The 25,816-nt window shown below is 69.6% G+C and carries 25 protein-coding genes and 1 pseudogene; 16 read left to right on the top strand and 10 right to left on the bottom strand.

What is annotated here, in order from left to right; translation table 11 throughout:
- The first annotated feature begins 24 nt into the window (after positions 1 to 24).
- Positions 25 to 1,647: a flavin-containing monooxygenase gene (locus ABEA33_RS15185; RefSeq protein ID WP_345527653.1), complete on the top strand. Its 1,623-nt coding sequence runs from the start codon at positions 25 to 27 to the stop codon at positions 1,645 to 1,647.
- Positions 1,648 to 1,750: 103 nt separating this feature from the next.
- Here ABEA33_RS15185 and ABEA33_RS15180 read toward each other — a convergent pair whose 3' ends face one another.
- Together ABEA33_RS15180 and ABEA33_RS15175 are read right to left on the bottom strand one after the other, a co-directional pair.
- Positions 1,751 to 2,293: a hypothetical protein gene (locus ABEA33_RS15180; protein ID WP_345527652.1), complete on the bottom strand. Its 543-nt coding sequence runs from the start codon at positions 2,291 to 2,293 to the stop codon at positions 1,751 to 1,753.
- Positions 2,294 to 2,480: 187 nt separating this feature from the next.
- Positions 2,481 to 2,813, bottom strand: coding sequence for a hypothetical protein (locus ABEA33_RS15175; protein ID WP_345527651.1), 333 nt, complete (start codon positions 2,811 to 2,813; stop codon positions 2,481 to 2,483).
- 144 nt (positions 2,814 to 2,957) lie between these two features.
- Here ABEA33_RS15175 and ABEA33_RS15170 point away from each other — a divergent pair, with 144 nt between their 5' ends.
- Positions 2,958 to 4,601, top strand: coding sequence for a hypothetical protein (locus ABEA33_RS15170; RefSeq protein WP_345527650.1), 1,644 nt, complete (start codon positions 2,958 to 2,960; stop codon positions 4,599 to 4,601).
- Positions 4,602 to 4,605: 4 nt separating this feature from the next.
- On the opposite strand, the gene ABEA33_RS15165 is transcribed toward ABEA33_RS15170, so the two are convergent.
- The 3 genes from ABEA33_RS15165 to ABEA33_RS15155 form a co-directional block, all read right to left on the bottom strand.
- Positions 4,606 to 5,418 carry an SDR family NAD(P)-dependent oxidoreductase gene (locus ABEA33_RS15165; protein ID WP_345527649.1) on the bottom strand — a complete coding sequence of 271 codons (813 nt, stop codon included), beginning with the start codon at positions 5,416 to 5,418 and terminating at the stop codon, positions 4,606 to 4,608.
- 48 nt (positions 5,419 to 5,466) lie between these two features.
- Positions 5,467 to 6,336, bottom strand: a complete 870-nt coding sequence (locus tag ABEA33_RS15160; protein WP_345527648.1) for an enoyl-CoA hydratase — start codon at positions 6,334 to 6,336, stop codon at positions 5,467 to 5,469.
- 64 nt (positions 6,337 to 6,400) lie between these two features.
- A complete protein-coding gene (locus tag ABEA33_RS15155; RefSeq protein WP_345527647.1) occupies positions 6,401 to 7,237 on the bottom strand; it encodes a cyclase family protein in 837 nt (278 codons plus the stop codon).
- Positions 7,238 to 7,480: 243 nt separating this feature from the next.
- Here ABEA33_RS15155 and ABEA33_RS15150 point away from each other — a divergent pair, with 243 nt between their 5' ends.
- From ABEA33_RS15150 to ABEA33_RS15110, 9 genes are all read left to right on the top strand, one after another.
- Positions 7,481 to 8,674 carry an acyl-CoA dehydrogenase family protein gene (locus tag ABEA33_RS15150; RefSeq protein ID WP_345527646.1) on the top strand — a complete coding sequence of 398 codons (1,194 nt, stop codon included), beginning with the start codon at positions 7,481 to 7,483 and terminating at the stop codon, positions 8,672 to 8,674.
- On the top strand, positions 8,671 to 9,816 hold the full coding sequence (locus ABEA33_RS15145) for an acyl-CoA dehydrogenase family protein (protein ID WP_345527645.1): 1,146 nt from the start codon (positions 8,671 to 8,673) through the stop codon (positions 9,814 to 9,816). Before ABEA33_RS15150 ends, ABEA33_RS15145 begins: the two co-directional genes overlap by 4 nt.
- A 29-nt stretch (positions 9,817 to 9,845) precedes the next feature.
- Positions 9,846 to 11,024 (top strand): CaiB/BaiF CoA transferase family protein, encoded by a 1,179-nt coding sequence (locus tag ABEA33_RS15140; RefSeq protein WP_345527644.1) that lies wholly within the window; start codon positions 9,846 to 9,848, stop codon positions 11,022 to 11,024.
- Between the two features lie 21 nt (positions 11,025 to 11,045).
- Positions 11,046 to 12,200 carry an acyl-CoA dehydrogenase family protein gene (locus ABEA33_RS15135; protein ID WP_345527643.1) on the top strand — a complete coding sequence of 385 codons (1,155 nt, stop codon included), beginning with the start codon at positions 11,046 to 11,048 and terminating at the stop codon, positions 12,198 to 12,200.
- 3 nt (positions 12,201 to 12,203) lie between these two features.
- The gene (locus tag ABEA33_RS15130) at positions 12,204 to 13,238 is read left to right on the top strand and encodes a MaoC family dehydratase (protein ID WP_345527642.1); all 1,035 of its coding nucleotides are present in this window, start codon (positions 12,204 to 12,206) and stop codon (positions 13,236 to 13,238) included.
- Complete coding sequence (locus ABEA33_RS15125; RefSeq protein WP_345527641.1) at positions 13,235 to 14,038, top strand: HpcH/HpaI aldolase/citrate lyase family protein; 804 nt, start codon at positions 13,235 to 13,237, stop codon at positions 14,036 to 14,038. Before ABEA33_RS15130 ends, ABEA33_RS15125 begins: the two co-directional genes overlap by 4 nt.
- 83 nt (positions 14,039 to 14,121) lie before the next feature.
- Positions 14,122 to 14,628, top strand: coding sequence for an HtaA domain-containing protein (locus ABEA33_RS15120; RefSeq protein WP_345527640.1), 507 nt, complete (start codon positions 14,122 to 14,124; stop codon positions 14,626 to 14,628).
- A 6-nt stretch (positions 14,629 to 14,634) separates the two neighbouring features.
- Positions 14,635 to 15,087, top strand: coding sequence for a nuclear transport factor 2 family protein (locus ABEA33_RS15115; RefSeq protein ID WP_345527639.1), 453 nt, complete (start codon positions 14,635 to 14,637; stop codon positions 15,085 to 15,087).
- 26 nt (positions 15,088 to 15,113) lie between these two features.
- Positions 15,114 to 16,541, top strand: coding sequence for an NAD-dependent succinate-semialdehyde dehydrogenase (locus ABEA33_RS15110; RefSeq protein WP_345527638.1), 1,428 nt, complete (start codon positions 15,114 to 15,116; stop codon positions 16,539 to 16,541).
- A 3-nt stretch (positions 16,542 to 16,544) separates the two neighbouring features.
- Here the strand turns inward: ABEA33_RS15110 and ABEA33_RS15105 are convergent, their stop codons facing one another.
- Positions 16,545 to 18,884, bottom strand: coding sequence for a helix-turn-helix transcriptional regulator (locus tag ABEA33_RS15105; protein ID WP_345527637.1), 2,340 nt, complete (start codon positions 18,882 to 18,884; stop codon positions 16,545 to 16,547).
- Positions 18,885 to 19,197: 313 nt separating this feature from the next.
- Here ABEA33_RS15105 and ABEA33_RS15100 point away from each other — a divergent pair, with 313 nt between their 5' ends.
- Positions 19,198 to 19,497: a hypothetical protein gene (locus tag ABEA33_RS15100; protein ID WP_345527636.1), complete on the top strand. Its 300-nt coding sequence runs from the start codon at positions 19,198 to 19,200 to the stop codon at positions 19,495 to 19,497.
- 58 nt (positions 19,498 to 19,555) lie between these two features.
- On the opposite strand, the gene ABEA33_RS15095 is transcribed toward ABEA33_RS15100, so the two are convergent.
- Positions 19,556 to 19,738, bottom strand: coding sequence for an MmyB family transcriptional regulator (locus ABEA33_RS15095; RefSeq protein ID WP_345527991.1), 183 nt, complete (start codon positions 19,736 to 19,738; stop codon positions 19,556 to 19,558).
- Between the two features lie 247 nt (positions 19,739 to 19,985).
- Here ABEA33_RS15095 and ABEA33_RS15090 point away from each other — a divergent pair, with 247 nt between their 5' ends.
- The 3 genes from ABEA33_RS15090 to ABEA33_RS15080 all read left to right on the top strand — a co-directional run bounded on the left by ABEA33_RS15090 (position 19,986) and on the right by ABEA33_RS15080 (position 21,691).
- Positions 19,986 to 20,147, top strand: coding sequence for a hypothetical protein (locus ABEA33_RS15090; RefSeq protein WP_345527635.1), 162 nt, complete (start codon positions 19,986 to 19,988; stop codon positions 20,145 to 20,147).
- 533 nt (positions 20,148 to 20,680) lie between these two features.
- Positions 20,681 to 20,977, top strand: a complete 297-nt coding sequence (locus ABEA33_RS15085; protein ID WP_345527634.1) for a helix-turn-helix domain-containing protein — start codon at positions 20,681 to 20,683, stop codon at positions 20,975 to 20,977.
- A gap of 240 nt (positions 20,978 to 21,217) precedes the next feature.
- Entirely contained in the window at positions 21,218 to 21,691 is a 474-nt protein-coding gene (locus ABEA33_RS15080; protein WP_345527633.1) for an integrase core domain-containing protein, read from the top strand.
- 33 nt (positions 21,692 to 21,724) lie between these two features.
- Here ABEA33_RS15080 and ABEA33_RS15075 read toward each other — a convergent pair whose 3' ends face one another.
- From ABEA33_RS15075 to ABEA33_RS15065, 3 genes and pseudogenes are all read right to left on the bottom strand, one after another.
- Positions 21,725 to 22,177: a helix-turn-helix domain-containing protein gene (locus ABEA33_RS15075; RefSeq protein WP_345527632.1), complete on the bottom strand. Its 453-nt coding sequence runs from the start codon at positions 22,175 to 22,177 to the stop codon at positions 21,725 to 21,727.
- Between the two features lie 148 nt (positions 22,178 to 22,325).
- Complete coding sequence (locus tag ABEA33_RS15070; protein ID WP_345527631.1) at positions 22,326 to 23,594, bottom strand: PucR family transcriptional regulator; 1,269 nt, start codon at positions 23,592 to 23,594, stop codon at positions 22,326 to 22,328.
- Positions 23,595 to 23,718: 124 nt separating this feature from the next.
- Positions 23,719 to 24,632 (bottom strand): annotated as a pseudogene (locus ABEA33_RS15065) (IS256 family transposase); the annotation flags it as partial.
- A gap of 305 nt (positions 24,633 to 24,937) precedes the next feature.
- Between ABEA33_RS15065 and ABEA33_RS15060 the strand changes: the two are divergent.
- Complete coding sequence (locus tag ABEA33_RS15060; protein ID WP_345527630.1) at positions 24,938 to 25,777, top strand: cupin domain-containing protein; 840 nt, start codon at positions 24,938 to 24,940, stop codon at positions 25,775 to 25,777.
- The last annotated feature ends 39 nt before the right edge of the window (positions 25,778 to 25,816 follow it).

Here is a 25,816-nt window from a genome sequence, read left to right as displayed (position 1 = left end):
GACCCGCGCCAGACAGAGGACCCCATGGACCAGACCACCGATCAGGCCGACACCGCGACGTACGACGTCATCGTCATCGGCGCCGGCGTCTCCGGCATGCGCCAGCTCATGCTGCTGCGCGAGAAGAACCTGTCCGTCCGGGTGCTCGAAGGCGGTGGCGACATCGGCGGCACCTGGTACTGGAACCGCTACCCCGGGGCGCGGCTGGACTCCGAGAGCTACACCTACCAGTACGCCTTCGACGAGGAGCTGCTGGCGGAGTGGGACTGGTCCGAGCTGTTCGCCGGCCAACCCGAGCTGCTCGCGTACTTCAACCGAGTTGCCGACAAGTACGACCTGCGTCGCGACATCGACTTCAACACGACTGTCGAGCAGCTGCACTTCGACGAGGAGCGCAACCTCTGGACCGTCAAGGCCCGCGGCGGGAGGACCTACACGACGCGGTTCGTCATCGCGGCCACCGGCGTCCTGTCGGCGCTGAACTTCCCCGACATCCCGGGGCTCGGCACCTTCGAGGGCGAGTGGCACCACACCGGCGCCTGGCCGCACGAGCCGGTCGACACGACCGGCAAGAAGGTCATCGTCATCGGCACCGGCGCGACTGGGATCCAGGTGATCACCGAGGTCGCGAAGACGGCCGGCCACCTGACCGTCTTCCAGCGCACCCCCAACTGGGCGATCCCGCTGCGCAACCGGCCGCTGTCCGCCGACGACATGGCCGAGATCCGCGGCACCTACCCGACCCTGTTCCAGCACCTGCAGACCACCTCGAGCGGATTCATCCACCAGGCCGACCCGACCACGTCGACCGACGTACCGCGCGATGAGCGCCTGGCCCACTACGAGGAGCTCTACCAGCAGCCCGGGTTCGCCAAGTGGGTCGGCGTCTACCACGACATCGCCACCGACGCCGAGGCCAACAAGGAGTACGGCGCGTTCATCGAGCAGAAGATTCGGGAGCGGGTCCACGACCAGGCGGTCGCTGATCTGCTGGTGCCGACCGACCACCTGTTCGGGACCAAGCGGGTGCCGTGCGAGACCAACTACTACGAGACCTACAACCGCGACAACGTCCGGCTGGTGTCGCTGAAGGAAAGCCCGATCCTGTCGTACACGCCGAAGGGCGTGCTGACGCAGGACGGCGAGGTCGAGGCCGACATCATCATCATCGCCACCGGATTCGAGGCGTTTACCGGCGCGCTCAACCGCATCGACATCCGCGGCAAGGGCGGGCTGTCGCTGAAGGAGAAGTGGCAGTTCGGCCCGCTCACGTACCTGGGCATCCAGGTCGCCGACTTCCCCAACCTGTTCATCATGGGCGGGCCGCACGGCAAGGGCGGGCACGGCAACTCGCCGCGCTGCAGCGAGAAGCCACTGGAGTGGATGGCCGACTTCGCCTCCTACCTCGTGGCCAACGACGTCCAGCGCGTCGAGGCGGACCCCACCGCCGAGAAGGAGTGGAGCGAGTGGGTCTACGAGGTCGCCTCGAAGCTGCTCCAGGCCGGCGCCAACACCTACGTGTACGGCGACAACATCCCCGGCCGCCCGCGCGCCTACCTGGCCTACGCCGGCACGCTGCCCGACTTCGTGCAGAAGCTCGACGACAGCGCTGCGAGGGGCTACGAGGGCTTCGTCCTCACTCGCTGACCACGAGTCTTCCGCCGCGTCGCGGCCCGGACGTGTCGAAGCCCCTGTCCCGAATGGGGACAGGGGCTTCGTCGTTTGCTCCTGGCTCGGGACCGGAGGTCGCTCAGGTGGAGGCGCCGGCCGCGGAGCGGGCGACGGACGCGGCCTGCGGGTCGCCGAGCAGCTCGTCGAGCTTCTCACGTGCCTCGGCGAGACGCCGGAGGTAGTCGTCTCGCTCGGCGGCCAGACGAGCGGCGTCGTCATCCTCGGGAGCCTCGGCCTCGACTGCCTGCCCGCCCGCGACACTGAGGAACTCGCGCACGAGGGCCCGGGCGAGCCGGTCGTAGTCGATCTCCACGACGGCGGAACCGCCGTCGGCGGTGACGGCCTCCACCCGCGCCGTGGCCGGGGCGTACGCCGGGGCGCCGATCCCGACGGCCGAGCGACCTGTGCCGGAGATGCGGTACGTACGCTTTCCCCGGATCTCGCGCTCGATCTCCCCGTCGCGGTCCATGGCCGCGATCAGCTGGATGAACGCCACCGACGACCCCTGGTAGTCGATCGCCTCCTTCAGCGCCGTGGTGGCGTGCCCCGAGGGCTCATCGAGCGGCCCCGCAGTGGCGAGGTACTGCCGGATGCGGCTTCGTGCCGTGCGGTCTCGCGCCACGATGTCCACCTGCCTGTCGGTCGGCTCCGTCTCGGACTACGGGATGCGATCGTCGAACACAACACGTAGCACGCCTATTGAGCACCATACGACCATCATTGTCAAGGCAGCACTGATGGACCCGTCCCGGAGTGGGACCGGAGAGGCGGCGAAGAAACGGGACGACGCCCGGCGGGACCGAGCGGGATCAGGCCAAGCGGGTGCCCACCGTTCGGCGTACGCGCCGGGCGCCGCAGTCGTGCGCCGGCCGGTGCTCGGCCAGCCGCTCCGCGGTCCGTCCGGGCCCGGCGATCCCGGCCAGCTCGAGCAGCTCCTGCGCCGTGACCTTCGCGCCGGGGGTCGTGGAAGCGCCGACCGTCGAGGGCGCGAGACCCGGCCCAGCGATCTCGCCGAGCCGCGCCGCGGTCGACCACACGAGCTCGCGCCACGACAGATAGGAGTCCACGTCCCCGTCGCGCGGCGGTGCGGGAAGCAGGTCCGCCGCTTGCTGCGCCAGTGCTGTTACGTGGTCGATCTGCACGCGAACCCTCCTCCTCGCCGACGTGTGGCCCGTCACACGAGAGTAGGACCGACCGGCATCGGCGTCAAGCGCTGCCATTGACAAAGATTTTCGTTGTCAATGATGGTGCGTCACCGGCGCTCCATGTTTGTAGACTCCACGATCGTGGACGGACCGGACCGCAGGATCTCCGACGCCCTCGAGCACCTGGCCCTGACGCTCGGCGAGAGCGGCGCCGTCCCGATGCCCGAGCTCGTCCGGGCTCTCGAGCGCGCGGCCGAGCGGCTGCGCACGCGCTCCGCCCCGGTGGAGGCGCCCCACGACCTGGTCACCCAGTCCGAGGCCTCGCGCACCATCGGCGTCAGCCGACAGGCCGTCAACCAGTGGGTGCGCAAGGGCACGCTGCGGTCGTACGTCGGCACCGACGCCGCCGGACGACAGGTGCCACAGGTGTCGCTCTCCGAGGTGGCCGTCGCCGCGAACCGCAAGGCACCCGCCCCGCTTTCGTCGTCGCGACGTCGCGAGCTGGTGCGGTTCCTCGACCTGATCGCCGAAGGGAGCCTGCGCCACGTCGCCGAGGACATCCGGTTCTCCCTCGACGACGAGTGGCCCACTGAGCACTACGCCGACGAGTCCCGGGTGCTCCGCGAGTTCGTCACGGCGGCCATGGACTCCGGTGACCGGCAGCGGGAGTTCACCGCCGAGGGCGTGCGCTTGCTCGCCGACCTGAACCCGAAGTTCGAGATCGACCCCTCGGCCGGGTTCGGCCGGCTCGCCGACAGGCTCGGGCTCCTCATCACCTCGTCGAACGGCCTGATGGGCTTCGACTCGCCGTCGACGGCGATCCTCGGGCTGCTGGGCGTCGCCACCGTCGGAACGCAGTACGCCGGGCCGGACACCGAGGTCGCCGAGACGCTCGCCCGAGCGGCGGAGGAGGTGTGGGGCACGGACTGGACACTGCGGCTGTTCGACGCCGCGTTCCACATGGGCGAGCTCCGGCCCTCGCCGCTGACGCGCTACACCGCCTCGCTCGTCTACCTCGACAACAACCGGTTCCTGCGGCAGGCCCAGGCCTCGGGGATCAGCATCGCGTACTCCCGAGGGCCGGGGCCGGTCCTGCCCCAGCGCTTCTACGGCGGCGCGATCTTCCACGACATCCTGCACGGGACCTACCGCGGCGACCCGGTCTGGAGCTTCACGCCCGAGGCCGCGGCCGCCGTCGGCCCGCCGTCGGTGGACGCGAGCTCGATCAACCCGTTCCGTGTCTTCAACTACGAGTACGGCCTCCTCGACGCGGCGATCCACGGGATCCGTCGGTACTGCTACTCCGTGCCCGACGTGCGCGCCGGACTGCAGACCGCACTCGGATCGCTCTCGGCCACCGAGCGGGAGACGTACCTGCGGACGGCGGTCGAGACCATGGCGCGCACGGTAGCGCTGCCTCACGTCGAGCTCGTCGCCATCGGCGAGCCGTCCGACTTCGACTGGTGGAAGGACCACGTCATCCGCTCGTCCGAGCGCGAGATCCTGATCGGGCTGCGCGACGACCGCGCCCGCCGGATCGCCCACGCGCTGCTGGTCCAGACGAGCATGCTCCCCGACGTGGTCGAGGCTGCCGATTCCGACGGCTCTCTGCGCGACCGGCTGCGAATCTACGTCAAGAACCTGGAGTTCGACGTGGTCGAGGCCCGCTACCGCGACGACCTCCGGCGTGGCGTCATGCGCATCCTCAAGCCTGGCGGTCGCTCGCTCACGGTCGCCGAGAGCCGCGAGCTCGCCGAGCGGGAGATCGCCTCCTACCTCGCGTGAGTGATCAGGGCGTCGGGCTGTCGACGTTGTAGAGGATCATGTTGCCCCCGTCGACGGTGAGCGTCTGACCCGTCACGTGCGACGACAGCCGCCCCGCGAGGAACAGGATCGGGCCGGCGATGTCGGCCGGATAGGCGAGCTTGCGCAGCGGGGTCTTGGCGACGTTGGCGGCCAGTAGGTCGGGGGTCCACCTGGGGTTGGCCTGCGCGCGGGGGGTCCGGACGATGCCCGGTGCGACGGCGTTGACGCGGATCCCATCGGGCCCCAGCTCGACGGCCGCGGTGCGGACCAACGAGAGCAGCGCCGCCTTGTGCGCGCCGTACGCCGCCACCATCGGCGCGCTCTCGAGGCCGGTGACGGACGCGACGAACGTCATCGTCCCTCCGGTGCCGGTGGCGCGCCAGTGCTTCGCGGCGTACTCGATCGCGAGGTAGGCGTGGCGCAGCACGATGTCGTGGTGGAAGGTCCAGTCCTCGTCGGTGAGGTCGATCAGCGGCTTGTAGCGCGCACCGCCGACGATGTCGACCACCCCGTCGAGGCGCCCCAGTTCAGCCCCGACGAACGCGAAGAGGGCCTCGACGTCCGCGCGCTGTGTCAGGTCGCCCGACCACGCGACACCGGCGACCTCGGCGGCGACCGTGCGCGCCCGATCGGGGTCGACGTCCACGCAGACCACCCGCGCGCCCACCGCCCCCAGAGCGTGGGCGGCCTGCCGGCCGATGCCCATCCCCGCGCCGAGCACGACGTGCACCGTGTCGTCGAGGCGCAGCCCCGTGGCGTAGTCGGGGATCTCGTCGGCGTCCTGCTCGGTGGTCATCGGCTCGCTCTCGCTTCGGTGGTGGGGCGGGTTGCTGGGGACGGCCGACTAGGAGCCGAGGCGCCAGGTCTCGGCGCCGTCCTCTGCGGTGGCCCGGTCGCCCCCCTCGCCGTGGATCTCGGCCCAGTGGGCGTGGTTGAGCTGGTGGAGGGAGAAGGCCGCCTGCAGCGCGTTGTAGAAGCCCTGGTTGTCCTGCGCCTGGTTGACCGCCTCCTTGATCAGGAGCGCGGCCATCGTGGGCCGCCGGGCGATCGTGCGGGCGTAGTCGAGCGTCCGATCGGCCAACTCGTCGGCCGGGAAGATCTTGCTGACCATGCCGACGCGGTGCGCCTCCTCGATGCCCACCGCCTCACCGGTCAGCAGGATCTCCTTGGCCCGGCGGGTGCCGAACTCCCACGGGTGCGCGAAGTACTCCACGCCGCACATCCCGAGGGTCACCGCGACCGGGTCGGCGAACTTGGTGTCCTCGGCACCGACGATGAGGTCGCACGCCCACATCAGCGACAGGCCGGCGGCGACGACCGACCCCTGCACCTGCGCGATGGTGACCTTGCGCAGGTTCCGCCACCGCCAGGCGTTCTGGTAGAAGTAGTGCCACTCCTGGACCATCTTCTTCTCGGCGCTGCGGCGGGTCGCCCCGTTGATCGTGTACGTCGGGTGGAAGTCCGGGGAGTCCGGGTCCCGCTCGGCCGTACGCTCCGCCGAGCCGGTGTCGTGACCCGACGAGAACGTCGGTCCGGCTCCCGCGAGGATCACCACACGGACGTCGTCGTCGGCCTCGGCCCGCAGGAACGCCTGGTCCAGCTCCACGAGCAGTCCGCGGTGCTGGGCGTTGCGCTGGCGGGGCCGATCGAGCGTGATGCGCACGATCGCGCCGTCGTCCAGCTGCTCGTAGGTAAGGGAGCGGTACTCGGACATGCGAGACCTTTCAGTCGGCGAAGACGGTGAACACCACTGCGAACACCATTGCAGGACAATACAACTACTTGACGGCGATCGGATTGACCGGCGAGCCGACAGAGCCGGTGATGGTCAGCGGCTGGCAGGTCAGCAGGAACTCGTGGACGCCGTCGCGGGCGCAGTCCTCGGCCAGCGCGTCGAGGTCCCAGATCTCCCCGATCCGGATGCCCACGTTGACCATGAGCAGGACGTGCACCGGGTGCGAGATCTCCGCGCACTCCGACGGCAGCACCTCGGTCCCCCAGGTGTCCGAGGCGACCGCCGCGACCCGTTGCTCGGCCAGCCAAACCGCGGCGCTCAGACCGAGGCCGGGCGCACTGCCGGCGACGTAGTCGCCCCACCCGGGCTCCTCGCGGCGCCTGGCCAGGTGGCCGGTGCGCACAAGCACGAAGTCGCCGGGGCGCACCTCGAGACCCTGGGCGGCCAGGCAGCGCTCGACATCGGTGTCCTGGATCGCGTGGCCCGGTTCCAGCCACGGCACGCCGAGCAAGCGCGGCAGGTCGAGTAGCACGCCCCGCCCCACGGCGCGGTCGGCGATGGTGGTGATGCTGTTGAAGTGCGCCCCGGCGCTGGTCACCGACTCGGGCCCGCGGTCGTTGTAGGCCCGGCCGTCGAAGAAGATGTGGCACAGCGCGTCCCACTGCGTCGATGACTGCAGCGGCATGTAGACCGCATCGTCGGTCGACCGCATCCCGTGCAGCGCGGAGTCACCGTCCGCGAGCATGTCGCCGCCGTGCCGGAGCATGACGTGCTGAGGGTTGACCCGCGCCGTGCGACCCGACTGCGGGCCGGTGCGGTCCATCGGGATCGCCAGCGAGAACGTGGCGCCGCGGTGCACGAGGCCGGCGGCGTGACGCACCGCGTCCTCTGTGATCCAGTTGGCAGCACCGAGCTCGTCGTCGGGACCCCAGTGGCCCCAGGTGCGGTGCTGCAGGGCAAGACGGCGTACGTCGGCGGCGGAGTAGGAGCGTCGCTCCCCCGGGTGCTGGGCGATGAGGAGCCTCCGTCCACGCGTGGGTCTAAGTCGTGTTCTACTTCTGTTAGAGTGATGATAGGGGTGATCGGCTCGCATCGCCACGCTGCCGACAGCAAAGGACTGCTCATGACGACGGACAGCTCGACGCTCGACGCGACCGCGGTCGCGTCGCTGGCTCGCCAGGTCGTTGAGGCCCACCCGCCTGGTCAGGTGCCGCTCGTCGAGCTGATGGGCGCGTGGTACGACGCCGGCCTGGCGTGGGTCCACTTCCCGGTCGGCCGCGGCGGCCTCGACGCGCCGCGGGCGCTGCAGCCGGTGGCGAACCGCGTCATGCGCGACGCCGGCGGCCCCGAGCCGCGCACGGTCAACACCATTGGCTACGGCATCGTCGCCGGCACCATCGTCCGCCACGTCCCGCCAGTCACCGCGAACCGGCTGCTGCGCCCGCTCGCGACCGGCGAGGAGCTCTGGTGCCAGCTGTTCAGCGAGCCGGGCGCCGGGTCCGACCTGGCCGGCCTCGCGACCCGAGCCGTCCGCGACGGCGAGGGCTGGCGCGTCAACGGGCAGAAGGTGTGGACCAGCCTCGCGCACAAGTCCGCCTGGGCGGTCCTGCTGGCCCGCACCGACCCCGACGTCCCCAAGCACCAGGGCCTCACCTACTTCATCGTCGAGATGACCACCCCCGGCATCGAGGTGCGCCCGCTGCGCCAGATCACCGGGCGCGCGTCGTTCAACGAGGTGTTCCTCGACGAGGTCTACGTCCCCGACACTCAGCGCCTCGGCGACGTCGGCGCCGGCTGGTTCGTGGCCAACAGCACCCTCGGCGACGAGCGCACGTCCCTGGGCGACCGCGTGGCGGCCCGCAGCAGCGGCACGATCGCCGACGCCCTCGAGCTGTGGACCGCCCGACCGGAGCGCCACACTCCCGTCCTGCGCGACCGCCTGGCCCGCCTGTGGTTGCGCGCCGAGTCTCAGCGCCTCACCGCGGATCGGGCCCGGGTCTCCGCCGTGCGCGGCAATCCTGGCCCCGAGAGCGCGATCATCAAGCTGGTCGGCTCCGAGCTCGCCCAGTCCGTCTACGAGTTCTGCCTGGACCTGCTGGGCCCGGAGGCCGCGCTGGTCGACACCTACTCCCCGGACGCGCCCGACGACGTGAGCGGGCCGACCGCGCTGCAGCGCAAGTTCCTGCGCTCGCGGGCCACCACCCTGGAGGGCGGGACCTCCGAGATCATGCGCAACGTCATCGGCGAGCGGGTGCTGAAACTTCCGCAGGAGATCCGCAACGACAAGGGCAAGCCGTGGAAGGAGATCCCGCGATGAGCGAGGGGGTCGGCCAGGAGTTCGCGTTCGACGAGGACCTGCTGGAGCTGCGCCGGATGGTGCGCGAGTTCTGCCAGGAGGTCTCCCCCGAGGACGTCGTACGCACCACGATGGAGACGGAGTCCGGCTGGGATCCCGTCCTGTGGAAGCGCCTCGGCTCCGAGCTCGGGGTGCTGGGCCTCGCGGTCCCCGAGTCCCTCGGCGGCGACGGCGTCGGGCTGGTGGCGTCCGCGATCGTGCTGGAGGAGCTGGGCGCCGCGCTCGTGTGCGGGCCGGTCGTCGGTACGCTCGCGCTCGCCCTCCCGGCCCTCAGCGTCCTGCCCGACCACGAGACGGCCGGCGAGCTGATGGCCGACGCGGTCGTCGGCGAGCGGGTCCTGACCCTGGTCGCCCCCCTGGCCGGCGGCACCTTCGACGCGGACGCCCTGAGTGTCTCCGCCACGTCGTCGGGGTCGGCGGGTGCGGGGTGGACGCTGCACGGCGTGGCCGACCACGTGCCCGACGGCGCGATCGCCGACACCCTCCTCGTGGTCGCCCGCACCTCGGACGGCGCCGCGCTGTTCCTCGTCGACGCGGCGGCCATGGGGCTGACGGCGACGCCGCTCACCACCATGGACCTGACCCGTCGTCAGGCCCGGCTCGAGCTGGACGACGTCCCCGCGCGCCTGCTGGCGGACGAGTTGGCCACGCCCGGGATCTGCGAGCACGCCGCCCAGGTCGGCGCCGTGCTGCTGGCGGCGGCCCAGGTCGGCGGCGCCCAGGCGATGCTCGACCGGACCGTCGAGCACGCCCGCACCCGCCTGCAGTTCGGCCAGGCCATCGGCGCCTTCCAGGCCGTCAAGCACAAGTGCGCCGACATGCTGATGGCGGTCGAGCAGGCGCGATCGCTCGCCTACCACGGTGCCTGGGCTCTGCAGGACGGCACCGACGACCCCGCGCTCGCCGCGGCGCTGGCCCGCGCGGTCGTCTCTGAGACCTACTTCCGGGTGTCGGCGACGGCTATGCAGCTGCACGGCGGCTCGGGCTTCACCTGGGAGCTGCCCATCCACCTGCACCTGAAGCGGGCCGTCTCGGACGGCATCGCCCTGGGATCCAGCGAGGACGCCGTCGAGCGGGTCGCTCGCCTCGTGCTCGACGCCTGAGACGACGAGCCGAAACGAAAGGGGCTGCCATGTTGCCGCTGGAAGGCATCACCGTCGTCAGTCTGGAACAGGCTGTCGCGGCTCCGTTCGCGAGCCGTCAGCTCGCCGACCTCGGGGCCCGGGTGATCAAGATCGAGCGCCCTGGAGTCGGCGACTTCGCCCGCGGCTACGACGAGACTGTGTACGGCGAGTCGAGCTACTTCGTCTGGCTCAACCGCTCCAAGGAGTCGCTGACGCTCGACGTCAAGACGCCCGAGGGTGCGGTCATCCTGCGCGAGTTGCTGTCCGGGGCCGACGTCTTCCTGAACAACCTGGGTCCGGGCGCCATCGCCCGGATGGGCCTGGACGCCGCCTCGCTCGCCGAGACGTGTCCGCGCCTCGTGCACGCGACGATCTCCGGCTACGGCACGACCGGCGACTGGGCCGACCGCAAGGCCTACGACCTGTTGGTGCAGTCCGAGGCAGGGCTGGTTTCGATCACTGGCGAGCCTGACAGTGTCGCCCGGGTCGGCATCTCGGTCGCTGACATCGCGGCGGGCATGTACGCCTACTCGGGCATCCTTACTGCCCTCCTGCACCGCGCCACGACCGGCGTGGCGGTCCCCGTCGAGGTCTCGCTGTTCGAGGCCCTCGCTGAGTGGATGGGCAACCCCGCCTACTACACGATGTACGGCGGGACGCCGCCCCCGCGCGTCGGAGCACAGCACGCGAGCATCGCGCCGTACGGACCCTTCACGAGCGCTCAAGGCGACATCATCATGCTTTCGGTGCAGAACCCGCGTGAGTGGCAGACCTTCTGCGCGGTCGTCATGGACGACGCGTCCCTCGCCGACCACGAAGCGTTCGCCACCAATCCCGCTCGCGTCCGCAACCGCACCGACCTCAACGCCGCCATCGGGAAGCGGTTCGCCGAGCTCGAGACGGCCGAAGCCCTCGCCCTGCTGGACAGCGCCAAGGTCGCCAACGCCCGGGTGAACACCATCGCGGAGTTCGTCGAACATCCCGCCCTCGCCTCGCGCGGGCGGTGGGTCCCGGTCGACAGCCCCGGCGGTGTGATCCGGGCCCTCAAGCCGCCGGCGTCCCTGGGCGGCCTCGAGCCGCGCATGGAGGCCGTGCCAGCACTCGGCGCGCACACCGACGCCATCTTGACCTCACTCGGCCGCTCGCCGGCGACCATCGCGTCGCTCCGCACGGCCGGGACCGTCTGACCCATCACGGAAAGTGTGACCATGCCCCCGTTGTCCAGCGAAGAGCAGGCCGTCGTCGAGATCGTGCGGGAGTGGGTGGACCGGCAGGTCAAGCCCGTCGTGCAGGAACTGGAGCACGCCAACACCTACCCCGAGGACCTCATCGAGCAGATGAAGGAGCTGGGCATCTACGGTCTGGCGATCCCGGAGCCGTACGGCGAGGCGCCGGTGTCCATGCCCTGCTACGTCGAGGTAACCGAACAGTTGGCGCGAGGCTGGATGAGCCTCGCCGGAGCGATGGGCGGCCACACCGTGGTCGCTAAGCTTCTGGTGCAGTTCGGCACCGAGGAGCAGAAGGACCGCTATCTGCCGCGGATGGCGACGGGCGAGGTCCGCGCGACCATGGCGTTGACCGAGCCCGGCGGCGGCTCGGACCTGCAGGCGATGACCACGACCGCCCGCCGCGACGGCGACGACTACGTCATCTCCGGGTCGAAGACCTGGATCTCGAACGCCCGACGCTCCCAGCTCATCGCGCTGCTGTGCAAGACCGACCCCCAGGCCGAGCCTCGACACCAGGGCATCTCGGTCCTACTAGTCGAGCACGGCCCCGGGCTCACCGTCTCCCGGGACCTGCCCAAGCTGGGCTACAAGGGCGTGGAGTCCTGCGAGCTGTCCTTCGACGGCTACCGCACTCCCATGTCCTCGGTCCTCGGCGGCGTCGAGGGACGCGGCTTCGCGCAGATGATGAAGGGCCTGGAGACGGGTCGCATCCAGGTCGCCGCGCGCGCTCTTGGAGTCGCCCGCGCCGCGCTCGACGACGCCCTCGCCTACGCGCAGGACCGCGAGTCGTTCGGCAAGCCGATCTGGAAGCACCAGTCCGTCGGTAACTACCTGGCCGACATGGCCACGAAGCTGATGGCGGCCCGCCAGCTGACACTCCACGCCGCCGAGCTCTACGACGCAGGCCAGCGCGTCGACATGGAGGCCGGCATGGCCAAGCTGTTCGCCTCCGAGATCGGCATGGAGATCGCACTCAATGCAGTGCGCATCCATGGCGGCTACGGCTATTCGACCGAGTACGACGTCGAACGCTACTTCCGCGATGCCCCCCTCATGATCGTTGGCGAGGGCACCAACGAGATCCAGCGCAACGTCATCGCGGCCCAGCTCGTGGCGCGGAGCAAGCGGCGCTGACCCATGTCCCACACTCCTCCCGCTCCCGAACTCACTTGTGCCGTCCGAGGGCCCTACTTCGACGAGCTGTCGGTCGGCCAGGTCTTCGACGACTCGCCCGCCGTGACCCTCACCGAGGGCCGGCAGGCCGCCCATCACGCCATCGTCGGCAACCGGCTTCGCCTCGTCCTCGACGACACCCTGGCCACCGAGGTGACGGGGCGTGGCGGGCTGGCCTCCCCCGCCTTCGTGTGGGACACGGTGATCGGGCAGTCGACGTCGGTGACGCAGCACGTCAAGGCCAACCTCTTCTACCGCGGCCTCTGCTTCCGGCGCCTCCCGGTCCTCGGCGACACGCTGCGCACCGTGACGACCGTCGACGGTCTGAAGCGGAACTCACCTCGTCCCGGACGTCCCGGCACCGGACTGGCCGCGCTCCACATCGTGACGACCGACCAGGACGACCGGCCGGTGCTCGACTTCTGGCGCTGCGCGATGCTGCCCCTCTCGGCCGACGACGCCCCGGGCGACGCGCGCAACGACCTCTCGGGCCTGGGCCGCGCCCCGGAGCCGGCCGAGCTAGGGGCCGCCGTCGCAGGCTGGGACCTTGCCCGGTTCCGCGAGCGGGTTCCCGGTCCGCACTTCGCCGACCTGCGCGTCGGGCAGCGGTGGCAGGTCGAGGGCGCCGACGTCGTCTCCAGCGCCCCTGAGCTCGCCCGCCTCACCGGCAACATCGCCGCCGTCCACCACGACGCGGGCGCCGCCAGCGGCCGCCGGCTGGTGTACGGCGGCCACACGATCGGCCTGGCCCTGCACCAGCTCGCCCGTGCCTTGCCGGCGATCGTAACGGTGGCCGGCTGGCAGGGCTGCGACCACGTAGGGCCCGTGCACGAGGACGACACTCTGCTCTCGACGGTCGTGCTCGACGACCTCGACCCGCTGCCCTCCGGAGGCGGACTCGCCCACGTGCGCGTGCTGGTCGACGCGCGGCCCTCCGCGTCGCACGACGACGTCGCCACGCGGGTCCTGGACTGGCGACTGAGCGTGGTGCTGGCATGAGCCTCCCCGCACGCGAGGCGCGCAGCCTGCTGTTCGTGCCTGGCGACCGTCCCGAGCGCTTCGCCAAGGCGGCCGCGAGCGGCGCCGACGCGATCATCATCGACCTGGAGGACGCGGTCCCCCGCGATCGCAAACCGGAGGCCCTGCAGCACGCCCTGGCATGGCTGGCCGCCGGCGAAGAGGCGGTGGTTCGGATCAACGGCGACGGCACGCCCTGGCACGACGCGGAGGTCGCCGCCCTGGCGTCGACCACGGCCGTCTTGATGGCGCCCAAGGCCCACGACGCGGACCGGCTCGGCGTGCTCCACCGCGCGGTCGGCGACCGTATCGTCGCCCTGATCGAGACGGCGGTCGGGATACGCGACGCCGACCTCGTCGCCTCTGCCCCGGGGGTCGTGCGCCTCGCGCTCGGCAACGTCGACCTGGCGGCCGAGCTGAACGTCGACCCCGCCTCGCACCGAGCCCTCGCCTACGCCCGGGGCCGGCTCGTCGCCGCCTCGGCGGCGGCAGCGATCGCCCCGCCGGTCGACGGTGTGACGACCGCGCTGGACGCGCCCGAGCTCCTCGCCGCCGACCTGGCCGTCACCACCGAGCTGGGCTTCGGCGCGAAGCTCTGCATCCACCCGCGCCAGGTCGAGCCGGTGAACGCCGCTCTGCGCCCGAGCGAGGACGAGCTCCGCTGGGCACGACGCGTGCTCGACTCCGCGACCGCAGAAGGCGTGCACGTCGTCGACGGCGTGATGATCGACCGCCCGGTCGTCGTCCGGGCCAAGAGGATCGTCGCCCGTGGAGGCGGCTGAGGAGGGCCGGTCTCGCGGTGGCCATGCCCCTTCCACCACTGTTACAGTAGTAGTAACACAACTTGTTCACCAAAGGAGGTGGGATGACGGACGCACCGCGGCCCGGGTTGCACTGGGGCATCAAGACCAGTTTCCTGGAGTACATCTCGCGGATGCCGGACGGTCGGGCCTCCATCACCGATGGGGCGACGTTCCTCGAGGGCAACGTCGCGGCCTTCGAGCCGCTCCCCGACGCCGTACCGGCCGATGCCTCCCCCGGGGAGCGCACCTGGGCGTTCCGCGGCGACGTCCGTTTCGCGGGCCACCACGGGATGCTCTACGTCCGCATCGCCGACCCGCGGGTCACCGTGCGCGAGGGTCGGGCCGTGCTGACGGTGCTCGACCCGGAGGAGCCGGACACCCGACCGCGCCTGCCACTGGTCCAGTTCACCCTTGTGCAGCAGGACCTCGACGCGGACCTCGACGCATGGCTCGCCACCGATGTCGCCCTGACCCCTGAGGGAACCGGTCTGTTCAACGACGTCTACGAGGCGGGCGAGATGTTCGAGCCGCTCGCGATCTTCCTCCCCACCACCACCCAGGCAGCCTGAGGATCCGTGACCGACCTGCGCACGGTCGCCGACCACCTCGGCATCCAGGCCGCGATCAACACCTACGCCTACGGGCTCGACGAGCGCCGGTGGGAGGCGTGGGACGAGGTCTTCACCGCCGACGCCGTCATCGACTTCCGCCCGATGGGCGGGAGGCTCGAGACCCCGGCCGAGATGAGCGGTCGACTCTCCGCGCCCGACCCTGCGTGGCTGTTCGCCCAGCATCCGGTCGTCAACGTCGTGATCCGGCTCGACGGCGACACGGCGACGGCGTACTCCGACTATCTCGTCGAGACCGGACGCCGCAGCGACACCCCGGGCGAGCTGGTGCGGGTCTCCGGGGGCGGCAGCTACGAGGACACCCTGGTGCGCACCGAGGCCGGCTGGCGCATCAGTGTGCGGCTGGTCCACATGAAGTGGAAGCAGACCCGCCGAGTGCACGACGAGATCGCGCGCTGAGACCGACCTGACTCGAGGAGTTCACCATGCATGACATCTTCATCGACGGCGCCTGGGGCCCTGGCACCGGCGGCGAGTTCGACGTCACCGACCCGGCGACCGGCGCGGTCATCGCGTCGGTCTCCCACGGGACGCCAGCCGAGGCGACCCTGGCCGTCGACGCCGCGGAGCGTGCGCTGGTCGAGTGGCGCCGGGTGGCCCCGCGCGAGCGCGCCGAGCTGCTACGGCGTACCTACGAGCTGATGATCCGCGACCGCGACGAGCTGGCCGCGCTCATCGCGTCCGAGAACGGCAAGTCCCTGAGCGACGCGACGGGCGAAGTGACCTACTCGGCCGACTTCTTCCGGTGGTTCGCCGAGGAGGCCGTCCGCACCGGCGGCGACTACGGACCGAGCCCCGCCGGAGGCACCCGCACCCTGGTGACCCACCATCCGGTCGGCGTGGCCGCCCTGGTGACGCCGTGGAACTTCCCCGCCGCGATGGCGGCACGCAAGATCGCCCCCGCACTCGCCGCCGGCTGCACCGTCGTGCTGAAGCCCGCCTCAGAGACGCCGCTGACCGCCCTCGCGCTCGGACGGTTGCTGGTCGAGGCAGGGCTGCCCGCCGGCGTCGTCAACATCGTGCCGTCGCGATCGGCCTCCAGCATCGTCGGCACCTGGATGACGGACCCGCGCGTCCGCAAGATCTCGTTCACCGGATCGACCGAGATCGGCCAGGTCCTGCTCCGCCAGGCGGCCGACCGCGTCCTGAACGCCTCGATGGAGCTGGGCGGGAACGCCCCCTTCATCGTCACCGAGGACGCCGACCTCGAGGCGGCCGTCGCCGGCGCGATGATCGCCAAGTTCCGTGGCGGCGGCCAGGCCTGCACCGCCGCCAACCGCTTCTACGTCCACGCCGATGTCGCCGACGAGTTCACCGAGCGCCTGGGGGCGGCCGTGGAGAAGCTGCGCGTCGGACCCGCGACCGACGGTTGCGACATCGGCCCGCTGATCAACGCCCGCGCCGTCACGGACACCGAGGCCCTGCTCGCGGGCGCCCTCGCCGCCGGCGCACGGATCACGCACCAGGCACCGGCGCCCGAGGGCGACGGCTTCTGGTTCGCACCGACGGTGCTGCGCGACGTGTCGGCCGACGCCGAGATCGTGCGGACCGAGATCTTCGGCCCGGTGGCACCTATCGTCACCTGGACCACCGACGCCGAGGTCGTCGCGGCGGCCAACGACACCGAGATGGGCCTCGCGGCCTACGTGTACGCCGGCGACCTGCAGCGCGCGCTGCGTATCGGAGAGTCCCTGGAGGCCGGCATGGTCGGCATCAACCGAGGACTGGTCTCGGACCCGTCAGCGCCCTTCGGGGGCATGAAGCAGAGCGGCGTCGGCCGAGAGGGCGCGCGGATCGGCCTGGAGGAGTTCACCGAGACGCAGTACCTCAGCGTGGCCTGGGCCGACGCCTGACGCCTACCACTGGGACCGGGCGAGACCCTTCCGGTCCGAGGCGAAGAGGGCGGCGATCTGGCTGCGCGACGTGAACCCCAGCTTGGTCAGGACGTTCTGCACATGGGTGTCGACCGTGCGGGGCGAGATGACCAGCTGCGCGGCGATCTCCCTGTTGGTGTCACCGCGCGCGACGAGGGTGGAGATCTCGTGCTCGCGGGCGGTGAGCGGCAGTTGCTTCGGCGCACCGTCGGCCGTGCCCGACACCGCGGGGGCTTCGTCCAGCGCGAGCGAGATCAGCTCGTCGAGCGAGAACTTGGCCCCCCGCCTGGCGGCCTCCGCGAAGGCCGTTGCGCCGATCGCCTCGCGGGCTCGGGCGACGGCCTCGTCGTGCCACGTGACCATGCCCGGGAAGCCGTGGAAGGGCGGCCCGAAGTCGGTGGCTCGCGCGTCGCAGTAGCCGAGCAGGGTGGCGGCTCGGGTGCCGTCACCGGCGCGGACCGCCGCCGAGGCCAGGATCTCCACGGCCCAGGTGACACCTTGGTTGTTGCCGACCGAGCGCTTGAGGGACAGGCCGTCCCGGGCCAGGGAGACGGCTTCGGGCAGTCGCCCCTCGCGCAGGTGGGTGAGCCCCAGGAAGATCAGCGTCCACGACAACAGCAGCTGCTCGCGGCTCGCCTCGCACAACGTCCGCGCCTCCTCCAGAACAAGCCGGGCCTCGGGTAGGCGGTCCGCCGCCGACAGTGCGAGGCCGAGGTTGATCAGGCTGTCGACGAGGTACGGCGCGTTCTCGCCGATCTGGCGTTCGAGAAGCGTCCCGCGCGTCAGCTTCTCCACCGCGTCCTCCAGCTGCCCGTCGAAGAGCGCAGCGACCCCCAGGGTGCTGATCGCGTGCGCGGTCGTGGCGTGGTCCCCGACCTGGGCCGCGACCACCAGGCACTCGTCGAGGTGAGCGCGGGCGGCCGCGACGTCACCGTCGACGGCTGCGAGGAAGCCGCTGACGCACAGGGCGCGCGCTCGCTCGTCCGCGGCGAGGCCGTCGAGAGCGAGCAGGCGACCGAGCCAGTGCCGGCCCTCGGCGGGCGACCCCGTACCGATCCAGAAGGCCCAAAGCTCGCGCGCGACCCGCACCCCGAGCGCCGCCCATCGGGGCGCCTCCAAGGAGAGCTCGAGGGCCGCACGGAAGTTGGCGTGGTCCGCGTGACTCTGCGTGAGCAGGGCCTGCTGGTCGGGCCCGAACCACCCCTCACTCAACCGCTCGGCGCGCAGGGCGAAGAACCGCAGGTGTGCGAGATTCACGGCCGCCTGGTCCGCGGGGTCCCCCGCCAGGTGCGCGGCCCCGAACTGCCGGATCGTCTCGAGCATTCGGTAGTGGTCCCCCTCACGCGTGACGACTGACTTGTCGACCAACTCGAAGAGCGCCGACGGCACCGAGCCCCGCAGCGGGTCGGGACGGATGGCGTCGGAGACACCGTCGGGCCCGGCCGTCAGGCAGACTGCCTCGACGGCCTCGAGATCGGCGCCGCCGCGGAAGACGGAGAACCGCGCCCACAACGTCCGGGCCGCCGGCGAGCAGAGGTCGTAGCTGTAGCCGAGACTGGCCCGCAGCGACTGGTGCCGGTCGGGCGCCGACCGCAGGCCCGACGGCGGGCCGTCCAGCGGGTCCCCAGCGCGCTCGACGAGCGAGTCGAGCGACAGCCAGCGCGTGCTGGACGCCGCCAGCTCGATCGCCAGCGGCAGACCATCGAGCCGCTGGCACAGGTCGGCGACCATCCGCTCGCCATCAGGGCCCAACTCGAAGTGCGGATCGATCGCTCGCGCGCGTTCCACGAAGAGCGCCACAGAGTCGAAACGCTGAGCCTCTCCCGGCTTCAGTGCTCCGGGGCCGGGCAGCGCGAGGGGCGGTACGACGTACAAAGCCTCGCCGGCGACCCGCAAGGCCTCGCGGCTGGTCGTGAGCACCCGCAGTTCGGGGCACGACGCGAGCAGATGGGTCACCAGGGCTGCCACGGCGTCCGTGAGGTGCTCGCAGTTGTCCAGCACGAGCAGAAGTTGCTGGTCGCCGATCGCGCCAGCGAGGTCCTCGACGCGCGTCCCGGTCAGTCCGTCCAGTTCGAGACGGGCGAGCACGGTCGCGGCCAGCAGGTCGGCTTGCTCCAGCTCGGCCACGGGAACCATCCAGATACCATCCGCGAACGCGGATCGGACTGAGTGCGCCAACCGCAGCGCCAACCGGGTCTTGCCCACGCCTCCCGGGCCGGTCAGGGTCACGACCCGCGCCCGCGCGAGCATCTGCTTCACGTCGGCCGCTTCGGCCTTGCGCCCGATTAGGGCGGTGACCTCGGCGGGAACGCTGCCGGTCACCCCTCTCCTGCCTCGCGGCATCGGAACCCCCTCCCTGTCTCGGTCGAGCGTAGGCGCTCCCGGCGCATCGCGCTCAGGCGTCAGGCCGACGCAACCAGCCGCTCCCTTCGTGACCACGGTCACGTACGTAGGTGATCTCAGTATCTTCGCGGACGCCTGAGTGGCGCCGTCGAGACAGTGTTGCCCGTCACAGCGACGAACGAGGAGAGCATTCATGAGATGTGCGTGGCAGGCCCGACGGATGACGGCACGTGGTCGGTCGGCCCAAGCCCGCTCGTGCCGGCCGTTCTTGCCGTACGGCGCCGTCTCGCCGGTGGTCGTGGGGCTGCCTCCCGAGCGGCTGCGCCGCCTGGCGATGGAGGCCGCCGCGTCGATTCCCCTGCCTGGCCAGGCCCTCCTCCAGGACGAGGTGGCCTTGTTGGCGCTTGAGTCGTTGGTGATCAACGTGGGTCGCCAGCTGGCGCGGGCGGCGGACCACGACGAGACCACGCTGCGCCTCGCCCTTGACGATCCCACGGACGGCTTGTGGCGCGCATTGTTGGTGGCTGCTCTTTCGGAGGAGCGAGTTGCTCGCTCGACATGCCACCGCCGTCCCTGGACCGGCGCACGATGATCTTCGAGCTGTGCGAGGCACTGTCCCCAGCTCAGGAGTCCGGTGATCGCGCCTCCGGTCATTGACTGCTCGCACTTTGCTCGGGAGCGCCAAGACGCCACGGCATGACAGGAATCCGATCACCACGTGACGCGCGGTCGTCGAGGAAGGCGAACCGCGCGAGGTTGGTCGGCCGACCCGGCTGGTCGAAGATCGGGGCGTAGAGCGCCCGTCCCAGCTCGTTGATGGCCAGGACGTCCAGCCGCTCCTCAGCCGTGCACCAAGTGCAGCCGCGGTCGCGGCTGCTGCTCGACGGCAGTCTCCAGCCGCTGCAACCGCTGCAGCCGCATGGGATGACCCTGAAACCGGAGCAGGCCGGCCAACACGGAGCCCAGGCCGAGGGAGACCACATCTGGTCGGCCGCGGCCGCCGAGTGGGCCTCGATCCGCCGGGTGGCCGCCGGCACCAGGTAGGTCAGGGCGATCGCTGCGCCGCCCAGAATCCCCGGAGTGTCGGTCCTCAGCGATCGACTGCACGATGCAGATCACCCCGACGACACCCCGCAGCGCCCACGCCAGCCGCATGAACGGAAGCCAGGCGAAGGCTCGGCCCACGCCGCGGAACGTCGCGACCTGCGCGACGCCGTCAAGACCTGGGATGCCGACCCGTGAAAGGCGGCGCTGTACGAGCTCCACAAGAGCAGCGAGGTTCGCGCCCGGCTCGTTGCCGCGGCCGAGAAGACTCCCGCCGAGCGGTGGGCTCCCATGGCTCGCAAGCGCGACCCTCGTCTGCTCGAGCAGGGCGACTGGCCGGCCACCGCCGCGATGCTGCAGCAGGCCCACGTACAGGCCCGGCCCGCGACCTGCGCTACCGGATCGTGTCCCGCCTCAAGATCCCGATCGACGCCGGCGAAGGCATCGCGGGGCGGATCCCGTCGCAGGATGCGGCTCGTGACCGGCAGGAAGCCAACCGTCCCCGGCCGCCCCGCCGAGGAACTCCGCGCCGCTGACGCCTCCAAGGAATTGATAAGGGGGCGGCCGAGGCGATGCCCTCGAGCGCAAGCTGCGACACGACGACACGCTCGGCATCACCTAGGCCTTAGGGATTACGGGTTGGGGTGACACCCGGTGAGCCTGCGCGTAGGGGTGGGCCACGGAAGACAGTCTCTGGATTGCTGAAGATCTAGAGAACGAGGAGTCATTCCGTGACCCACGAGGACATTGTGTACGACAGGCGTGTTCGGTTGATCGAGTACGCCGCGAAGATCGGGAACGTGAGCGAGGCCTGTCGGGTCTTCGGCGTCTCGCGTAAGACCTACTACGAGTGGATCAAGAAGGCCGAGCAGTACGGCCTCTCGGCACTGCTGCCGCGTGATCGATGCAGGCCCCACCAGCCGAACGCGATGACCTCCGAGGAGGTCGCGGTCATTCTGTCCGAGGCGATCGCCAGGCCGACGTTGGGTCCGAAGTCGTTGCTGCGACACCTCAAGAAGCGAGGGTGAACCGCTCGGCGTCCGGTGTCGCGACGGTCTTGCGGCGTCACAACCTGGGCACCGCCAGGCAGCGTGTCATCGCGTTGGCCAGCCTGACTGCGACCGAGACCGGTCAGCTCACCGAGGCCGCCCTCGAGGGCCCGTTCGGGTTCTGCCAGTACGCCAGCCATCCGGGCCAGGTCGTGGCCCTGGACGCCTTCTACGTCGGGCGTCTCCAGCTACGTCGGGCGTCTCCAGGGTGTCGGTGCGGTGTGGCAGCTGACCGCGGTCGACATCGCGACCCGTGTCGCGGTCGTCCAACTCGTCGTGGGCGACAAGACCGCGGCGGTGGCGGCGCTGCTCCTGGACCAGCTGAAGAAGACGCTCCGCAAGCACGGCATCACTCTCGAGGGGGTCCTGACCGACAACGGCCCAGAGTTCGTCGGCAAGGCGTTCAAGACCCGCGTGAGCGAGCTGGGGCTGCACCACTATCGGATCCCGCCGAGGTCGCCGAACTACAACTCGGTCTGTGAACGGTTCCACGGCACCGTTCTCCAGGAGTTCTACCGCGCGCACTTCCACCGCGGCCGCGTCGAGGACCTCGCACTTCTCGACAAGGCATTGCAGGCCTGGGCCGTGGACTACAACAACGACCGCCCGAACAACGGCGACTACATGGCCGGCCGCACACCCCTGCAGGTCAAGAAGCAACTCAAGCGCCGTATCCGACAGACTGCTGCCTGACCGACCGGTCAAGCAGCCAGAGACGTCGACCTGTCACCCCAACCCGTGCTCCGGAAGCGCTAGGTGCTGGATGAACGCCTTCTCGTGATCGGTGAGGGCTTCCTGGTCGAGGTGTCGCCAGCCGCGTTCGTAGAGGTTGAGTGCCTCTGTCTCGGTGATGGTGGTGCCGGCGTCGGTCTGCCAGGCCAGCGTGCGTAGGCCTGGGTAGTCGCCGACCGTGATCGTCTCCGGCTCCGCTGCTGGATCGTCGAGGATCGGGACAACGAGGTGGAGCCCGAGTGCGGCTGCGACGTTGCTGTAGGCGCCGATCGTGACCGAGGGGTTGCCGGCCTCGATCCTGTGCAGGGTCACGCGCGACACGCCAGCGGCTTCGGCACAGGCGACTACGGTGACACCGAGGGCTTTCCGGCGTTCGCGTAGGCGGGCGCCGAGGCGTTCGAGGTCCGCCTGTTGCTCCGGGCTCGTGTACGGACTGGATGCCGGCATGTTTCTCACTTTGATCATTGAGCCAGTCCCGGCTGTTCCTTGGAGCAGGCATCAGTGGTGTTCAGGTTCTGAACAGACATCGCAACGACCGCTCCTGCCGGCCACGCCTACGCGACCGAGAGGTGCTGACGAACAGCCTCCGTCACGTCTACGAGTCAGCTGGGTCACTCAAGACCGCCGGGCCCAGCCACCGACAGGCGATCAGCGCGAGCTCGAGGTCAAGCCGCTCCTCGTCCACCGGCCTGCCGCGCTTCTCGGCTGCGCGCTTCAGGCGATACTTGACCGAGTTCTTGTGCAGATGAAGACGCTGGGCGGTCGTCGTGTGACTTCCCTTCATTTCCAGGAATACCAGCGCCGTTTGTCGAAGACGTTCAGCAGATACCGTGTCTTCAGCAAGGCCACCGAGGGCGCCGCCGACGAACCGCCTCGCCGCTTCGAGGTCGTCCACCAGCAGCGACGTGAATCGCACGCCCGAATCGCCATAGGAAACGATCCGCGGCGCTCGGCCCCCGGCCACGAGCGCTACCTGCTGAGCGCGGCGAGCTTCCAGGTGAGTCGCACGGAAGCCTTCCAGCCCAACTGCAGGGGTCCCCAGAGCAACGCGCACGTGCGGCTCGGTCTCCATCAAGGCGGTATCAAACTGGGCCAGGTCAGGAAGCTCTTCGTCGCTATCGACCACCAACCAGGCCCAGCCGGTAACTCGGTCTTTGGGCCAAAAAAGCACCGCACCGGAACCGTTCATCGAGCGATTCAGTCTGGCAACGGCTCGCTCCAGCCGCGCGGGATCAAGTACCTCAGGGGTGGGAGCGTCGGTCCATACCAGAACCCCGAGGTGCGTCTGGCGGAGGCCATGATCGAGAACCACTTCGGCCTTGTCCACGTCCACCGGGTGGCCAGCAAGTAACTGATCGAGGATCTCGGCAACGACGTTGCTTCGGTGAGCGATCCATCTCTCGTGTTCGCGCTGATACTCGGCAACGACCTGTTCGGATATCGAGTCGACATAGCGATAGATCAGGCCGGAGAACGCGTGGTAAGAGGCTAACGCAACGTCGGGATCCACCGTTTCGTCGAGTTTTGAGAAGCTCCAGTCCATGAGGATTCGCTGCCCGAGGCGGTAGGCCCGCAGCAGCGCGATGAGCGACACGCCGCGCTGGGCTAACCGCTCTGCGTATTCTCGTGCGCCAATCGGCGCCACCACGGACTCCACGTCGACCACATTCCGCAGAACCTGGGCGATCGTCTCGAGGTTGCTACGGATGCTGGTCCCCAGCATCTCGACCACCACAGAGTCCACGGCGAGTTCCGGGATCTGCTCAAGCATCGAGGACTGCAGCTTGTGAGCCAGCTTAGGAAACTCATCGGCCATCTTCTCGCCAAGCAGCATCCGTTGCGCCGTGACCGCCGCCTCATCCATGTGTTCTCCTACCACGCGATCCTTGAGGGTCGCTCAAACCGAGCTAGCCCGCCCAGCTTCAGTCCTAAACGCGAGGACTGGCAGAGTCCCGCGGGGTGGTGGGCTTTGAGGTGATCCTCGGTGCCTACTCGCCGCTGTTGATGGCGGCGATGTCTCCAGTATCGCTGTCGGGGTAGAGCGGAGCCATGGATCCTTCGGAGAGGTAGCGACGATCACCGGCTTGCCACTCGTCGTGCATATCGGCCGGGACCGCGCCGACGAGCCGGATGACGGCGGCGGGGCTTGGGCGTCGGGTTGGGCGAAGATCGTGCGGAAGACGTCGGCGACCATGTCGGCGTGGGACTTCGGCACGTGGGCGAGCAGGTTGCGGCGAAGTGGACCCGCCATCGCTGGTGCCCGGCACTTTGGAAGGACCACTTCAGACCCGAGTGGTGGTCGCTGATCACGAGCTTGACGCCGTGCACGCCGCGTGGCTTGAGGTTGGTCAGGAGCCCGCGCCAGAACGTCTCGTCCTCGCTGTCGCAGACGTCCAGCCCGAGGACCTCCCAGGAACTGTCCGCGGCGATCCCGGTTGCGACCACCACGGCCATCGAGACCACCTGGGAGGTGGTGTTACGGACGTTGAGGTACGTCGCATCGAGGTAGACGTAGGGAAACTCGGTGTGGTCGAGGTCCAGGGTCCGGAGCGCACCGACGGTCTCGTCGAGGCCGGCGCAGATCCGCGAGACCCCGGACTTGCTGATCCCAGCCTCGACGCCCATCGCTTCGACCAGTTCGTCCACGGCGCGAGTCGAGACGCCATGAACGTAGGCCGGCCTCCATCACCCCCGCGTACAGCGCCTGGCCGATCCGCCGCCGGGGCTCGAGGATGACCGGGAGGAACGAGCCCTTGCTGAGCTTGGGAATCCGCAGCTCGACGTCGCCGGCCTTGGTCGACAACGACCTCGAGCAGTAACCACTGCGTTCGGTGACACGGGAATCAGTGCGTTCATACGGTGCGGCGCCGATCCGCTCGGATGCCTCGAGCAACTCGGACAAGGCAGACTTTGGACAAGGCCATCGGTGGTTCTCCTTCAGTGGGTGACTTGGTCGTTTCACACCGAAGATCCCGACGATGGCCGCCTACTTCACGCCGACCCGCCGGACCTCAAACCCCACCACTCCCCTGGACTCTCCTCAAGGACTCGTCACCGCGCCAAAACACTCGCAATCTCTTGGCTCCCCAGGACAGTGACGCACGGCGCGCAGCTGTCTAGCTTGGGAGTCTCGAGTCATCGCTTGCCTCGACAAGCACAACATACGACGCACATCGGCGCGGCCGCTGAGGTGCAAGGAGGAATCACATGACAGCCACCGTTAGCGCGGGTCGCCTGTTTCAGGGAACCGTGGATCCGAGCAAGAATGAATGGCAGCCGTTCCAGTGGGATGAGCCTGCTCAGGCAACTCAAACTCATGGGGAGGTCGCCCTCTTCCGGCCGGAGGGAACGAGCGGCACCCTGACAGCCGGTCTCTGGCGCCACCACGCGGGAGCGCCGGGAGCGAACGCAGACGGCTCCGGTAAGTTCGTGTGGTCGTCGCCGCTGGGAGACGAGTGTGCTGTAGTGCTCGACGGCTCGGCCATCTTGACAGTTGTGGAAAGTGGCAGGCAGCACACAGTTGGACCGGGCTCGATCGTGTACCAGCCCAAGGGACTGCGGGTGGAGTGGGAATGCCAGGCTCCATACTTCAAGAAGTTCTGGACGACCTGGGACGGAAGTCAGTCGACAGGCGTGCACCATGATGACGTGACCATCGCCAACATCAGTGACAACCCTGCGGTATGGACGCAGAATGACTTCACGGAGCCCGTTGAAGGGGACCTTACCAAGGGCGAGTATGTCGTCTTCTTCGCGGAGGGCACGACGGGCACCTTGATGTCGGGCCTTTGGCGTACGGGTATCGGCCTTCCTGGGTGCGAGGTCGACGGCGGCCTGACGACTCCCTACACGGGCGTCCGCGGTGACGAGACGATCCTGATGCTCGAAGGCGAGGCGCACCTCCGAAACGACGAAACGGGTGAGGAGTTTGACTTCCGAGCCGGCGACCTGATCGCCATCCCGTCCGGCGTCCACGTGACGTGGACCTCGAAGGGTCCGTTCCACAAGAAGTTCTGGGTCATCAGCAAGGATGCCCTGCCTGAGTAACGGCACCCGCGCTCGGCGTCCTCCCGCGACGGACCCTTC

It is taken from the genome of Nocardioides endophyticus (assembly GCF_039543845.1).
Lineage (GTDB): Bacteria > Actinomycetota > Actinomycetes > Propionibacteriales > Nocardioidaceae > Nocardioides > Nocardioides endophyticus.
This window is presented reverse-complemented; position numbering and strand designations above follow the sequence as displayed.

What these genes read in the sequence shown, in the direction of transcription:
- ABEA33_RS15110 (WP_345527638.1), top strand. Translation starts at nt 15,114, where the DNA reads ATGCATGACATCTTCATCGACGGCGCCTGGGGCCCTGGCACCGGCGGC.
- ABEA33_RS15070 (WP_345527631.1), bottom strand. Translation starts at nt 23,594, where the DNA reads ATGGATGAGGCGGCGGTCACGGCGCAACGGATGCTGCTTGGCGAGAAG.
- ABEA33_RS15135 (WP_345527643.1), top strand. Translation starts at nt 11,046, where the DNA reads ATGCCCCCGTTGTCCAGCGAAGAGCAGGCCGTCGTCGAGATCGTGCGG.
- ABEA33_RS15140 (WP_345527644.1), top strand. Translation starts at nt 9,846, where the DNA reads ATGTTGCCGCTGGAAGGCATCACCGTCGTCAGTCTGGAACAGGCTGTC.
- ABEA33_RS15125 (WP_345527641.1), top strand. Translation starts at nt 13,235, where the DNA reads ATGAGCCTCCCCGCACGCGAGGCGCGCAGCCTGCTGTTCGTGCCTGGC.
- ABEA33_RS15075 (WP_345527632.1), bottom strand. Translation starts at nt 22,177, where the DNA reads ATGCCGGCATCCAGTCCGTACACGAGCCCGGAGCAACAGGCGGACCTC.
- ABEA33_RS15130 (WP_345527642.1), top strand. Translation starts at nt 12,204, where the DNA reads ATGTCCCACACTCCTCCCGCTCCCGAACTCACTTGTGCCGTCCGAGGG.
- ABEA33_RS15185 (WP_345527653.1), top strand. Translation starts at nt 25, where the DNA reads ATGGACCAGACCACCGATCAGGCCGACACCGCGACGTACGACGTCATC.
- ABEA33_RS15060 (WP_345527630.1), top strand. Translation starts at nt 24,938, where the DNA reads ATGACAGCCACCGTTAGCGCGGGTCGCCTGTTTCAGGGAACCGTGGAT.
- ABEA33_RS15150 (WP_345527646.1), top strand. Translation starts at nt 7,481, where the DNA reads ATGACGACGGACAGCTCGACGCTCGACGCGACCGCGGTCGCGTCGCTG.
- ABEA33_RS15120 (WP_345527640.1), top strand. Translation starts at nt 14,122, where the DNA reads ATGACGGACGCACCGCGGCCCGGGTTGCACTGGGGCATCAAGACCAGT.
- ABEA33_RS15145 (WP_345527645.1), top strand. Translation starts at nt 8,671, where the DNA reads ATGAGCGAGGGGGTCGGCCAGGAGTTCGCGTTCGACGAGGACCTGCTG.
- ABEA33_RS15160 (WP_345527648.1), bottom strand. Translation starts at nt 6,336, where the DNA reads ATGTCCGAGTACCGCTCCCTTACCTACGAGCAGCTGGACGACGGCGCG.
- ABEA33_RS15165 (WP_345527649.1), bottom strand. Translation starts at nt 5,418, where the DNA reads ATGACCACCGAGCAGGACGCCGACGAGATCCCCGACTACGCCACGGGG.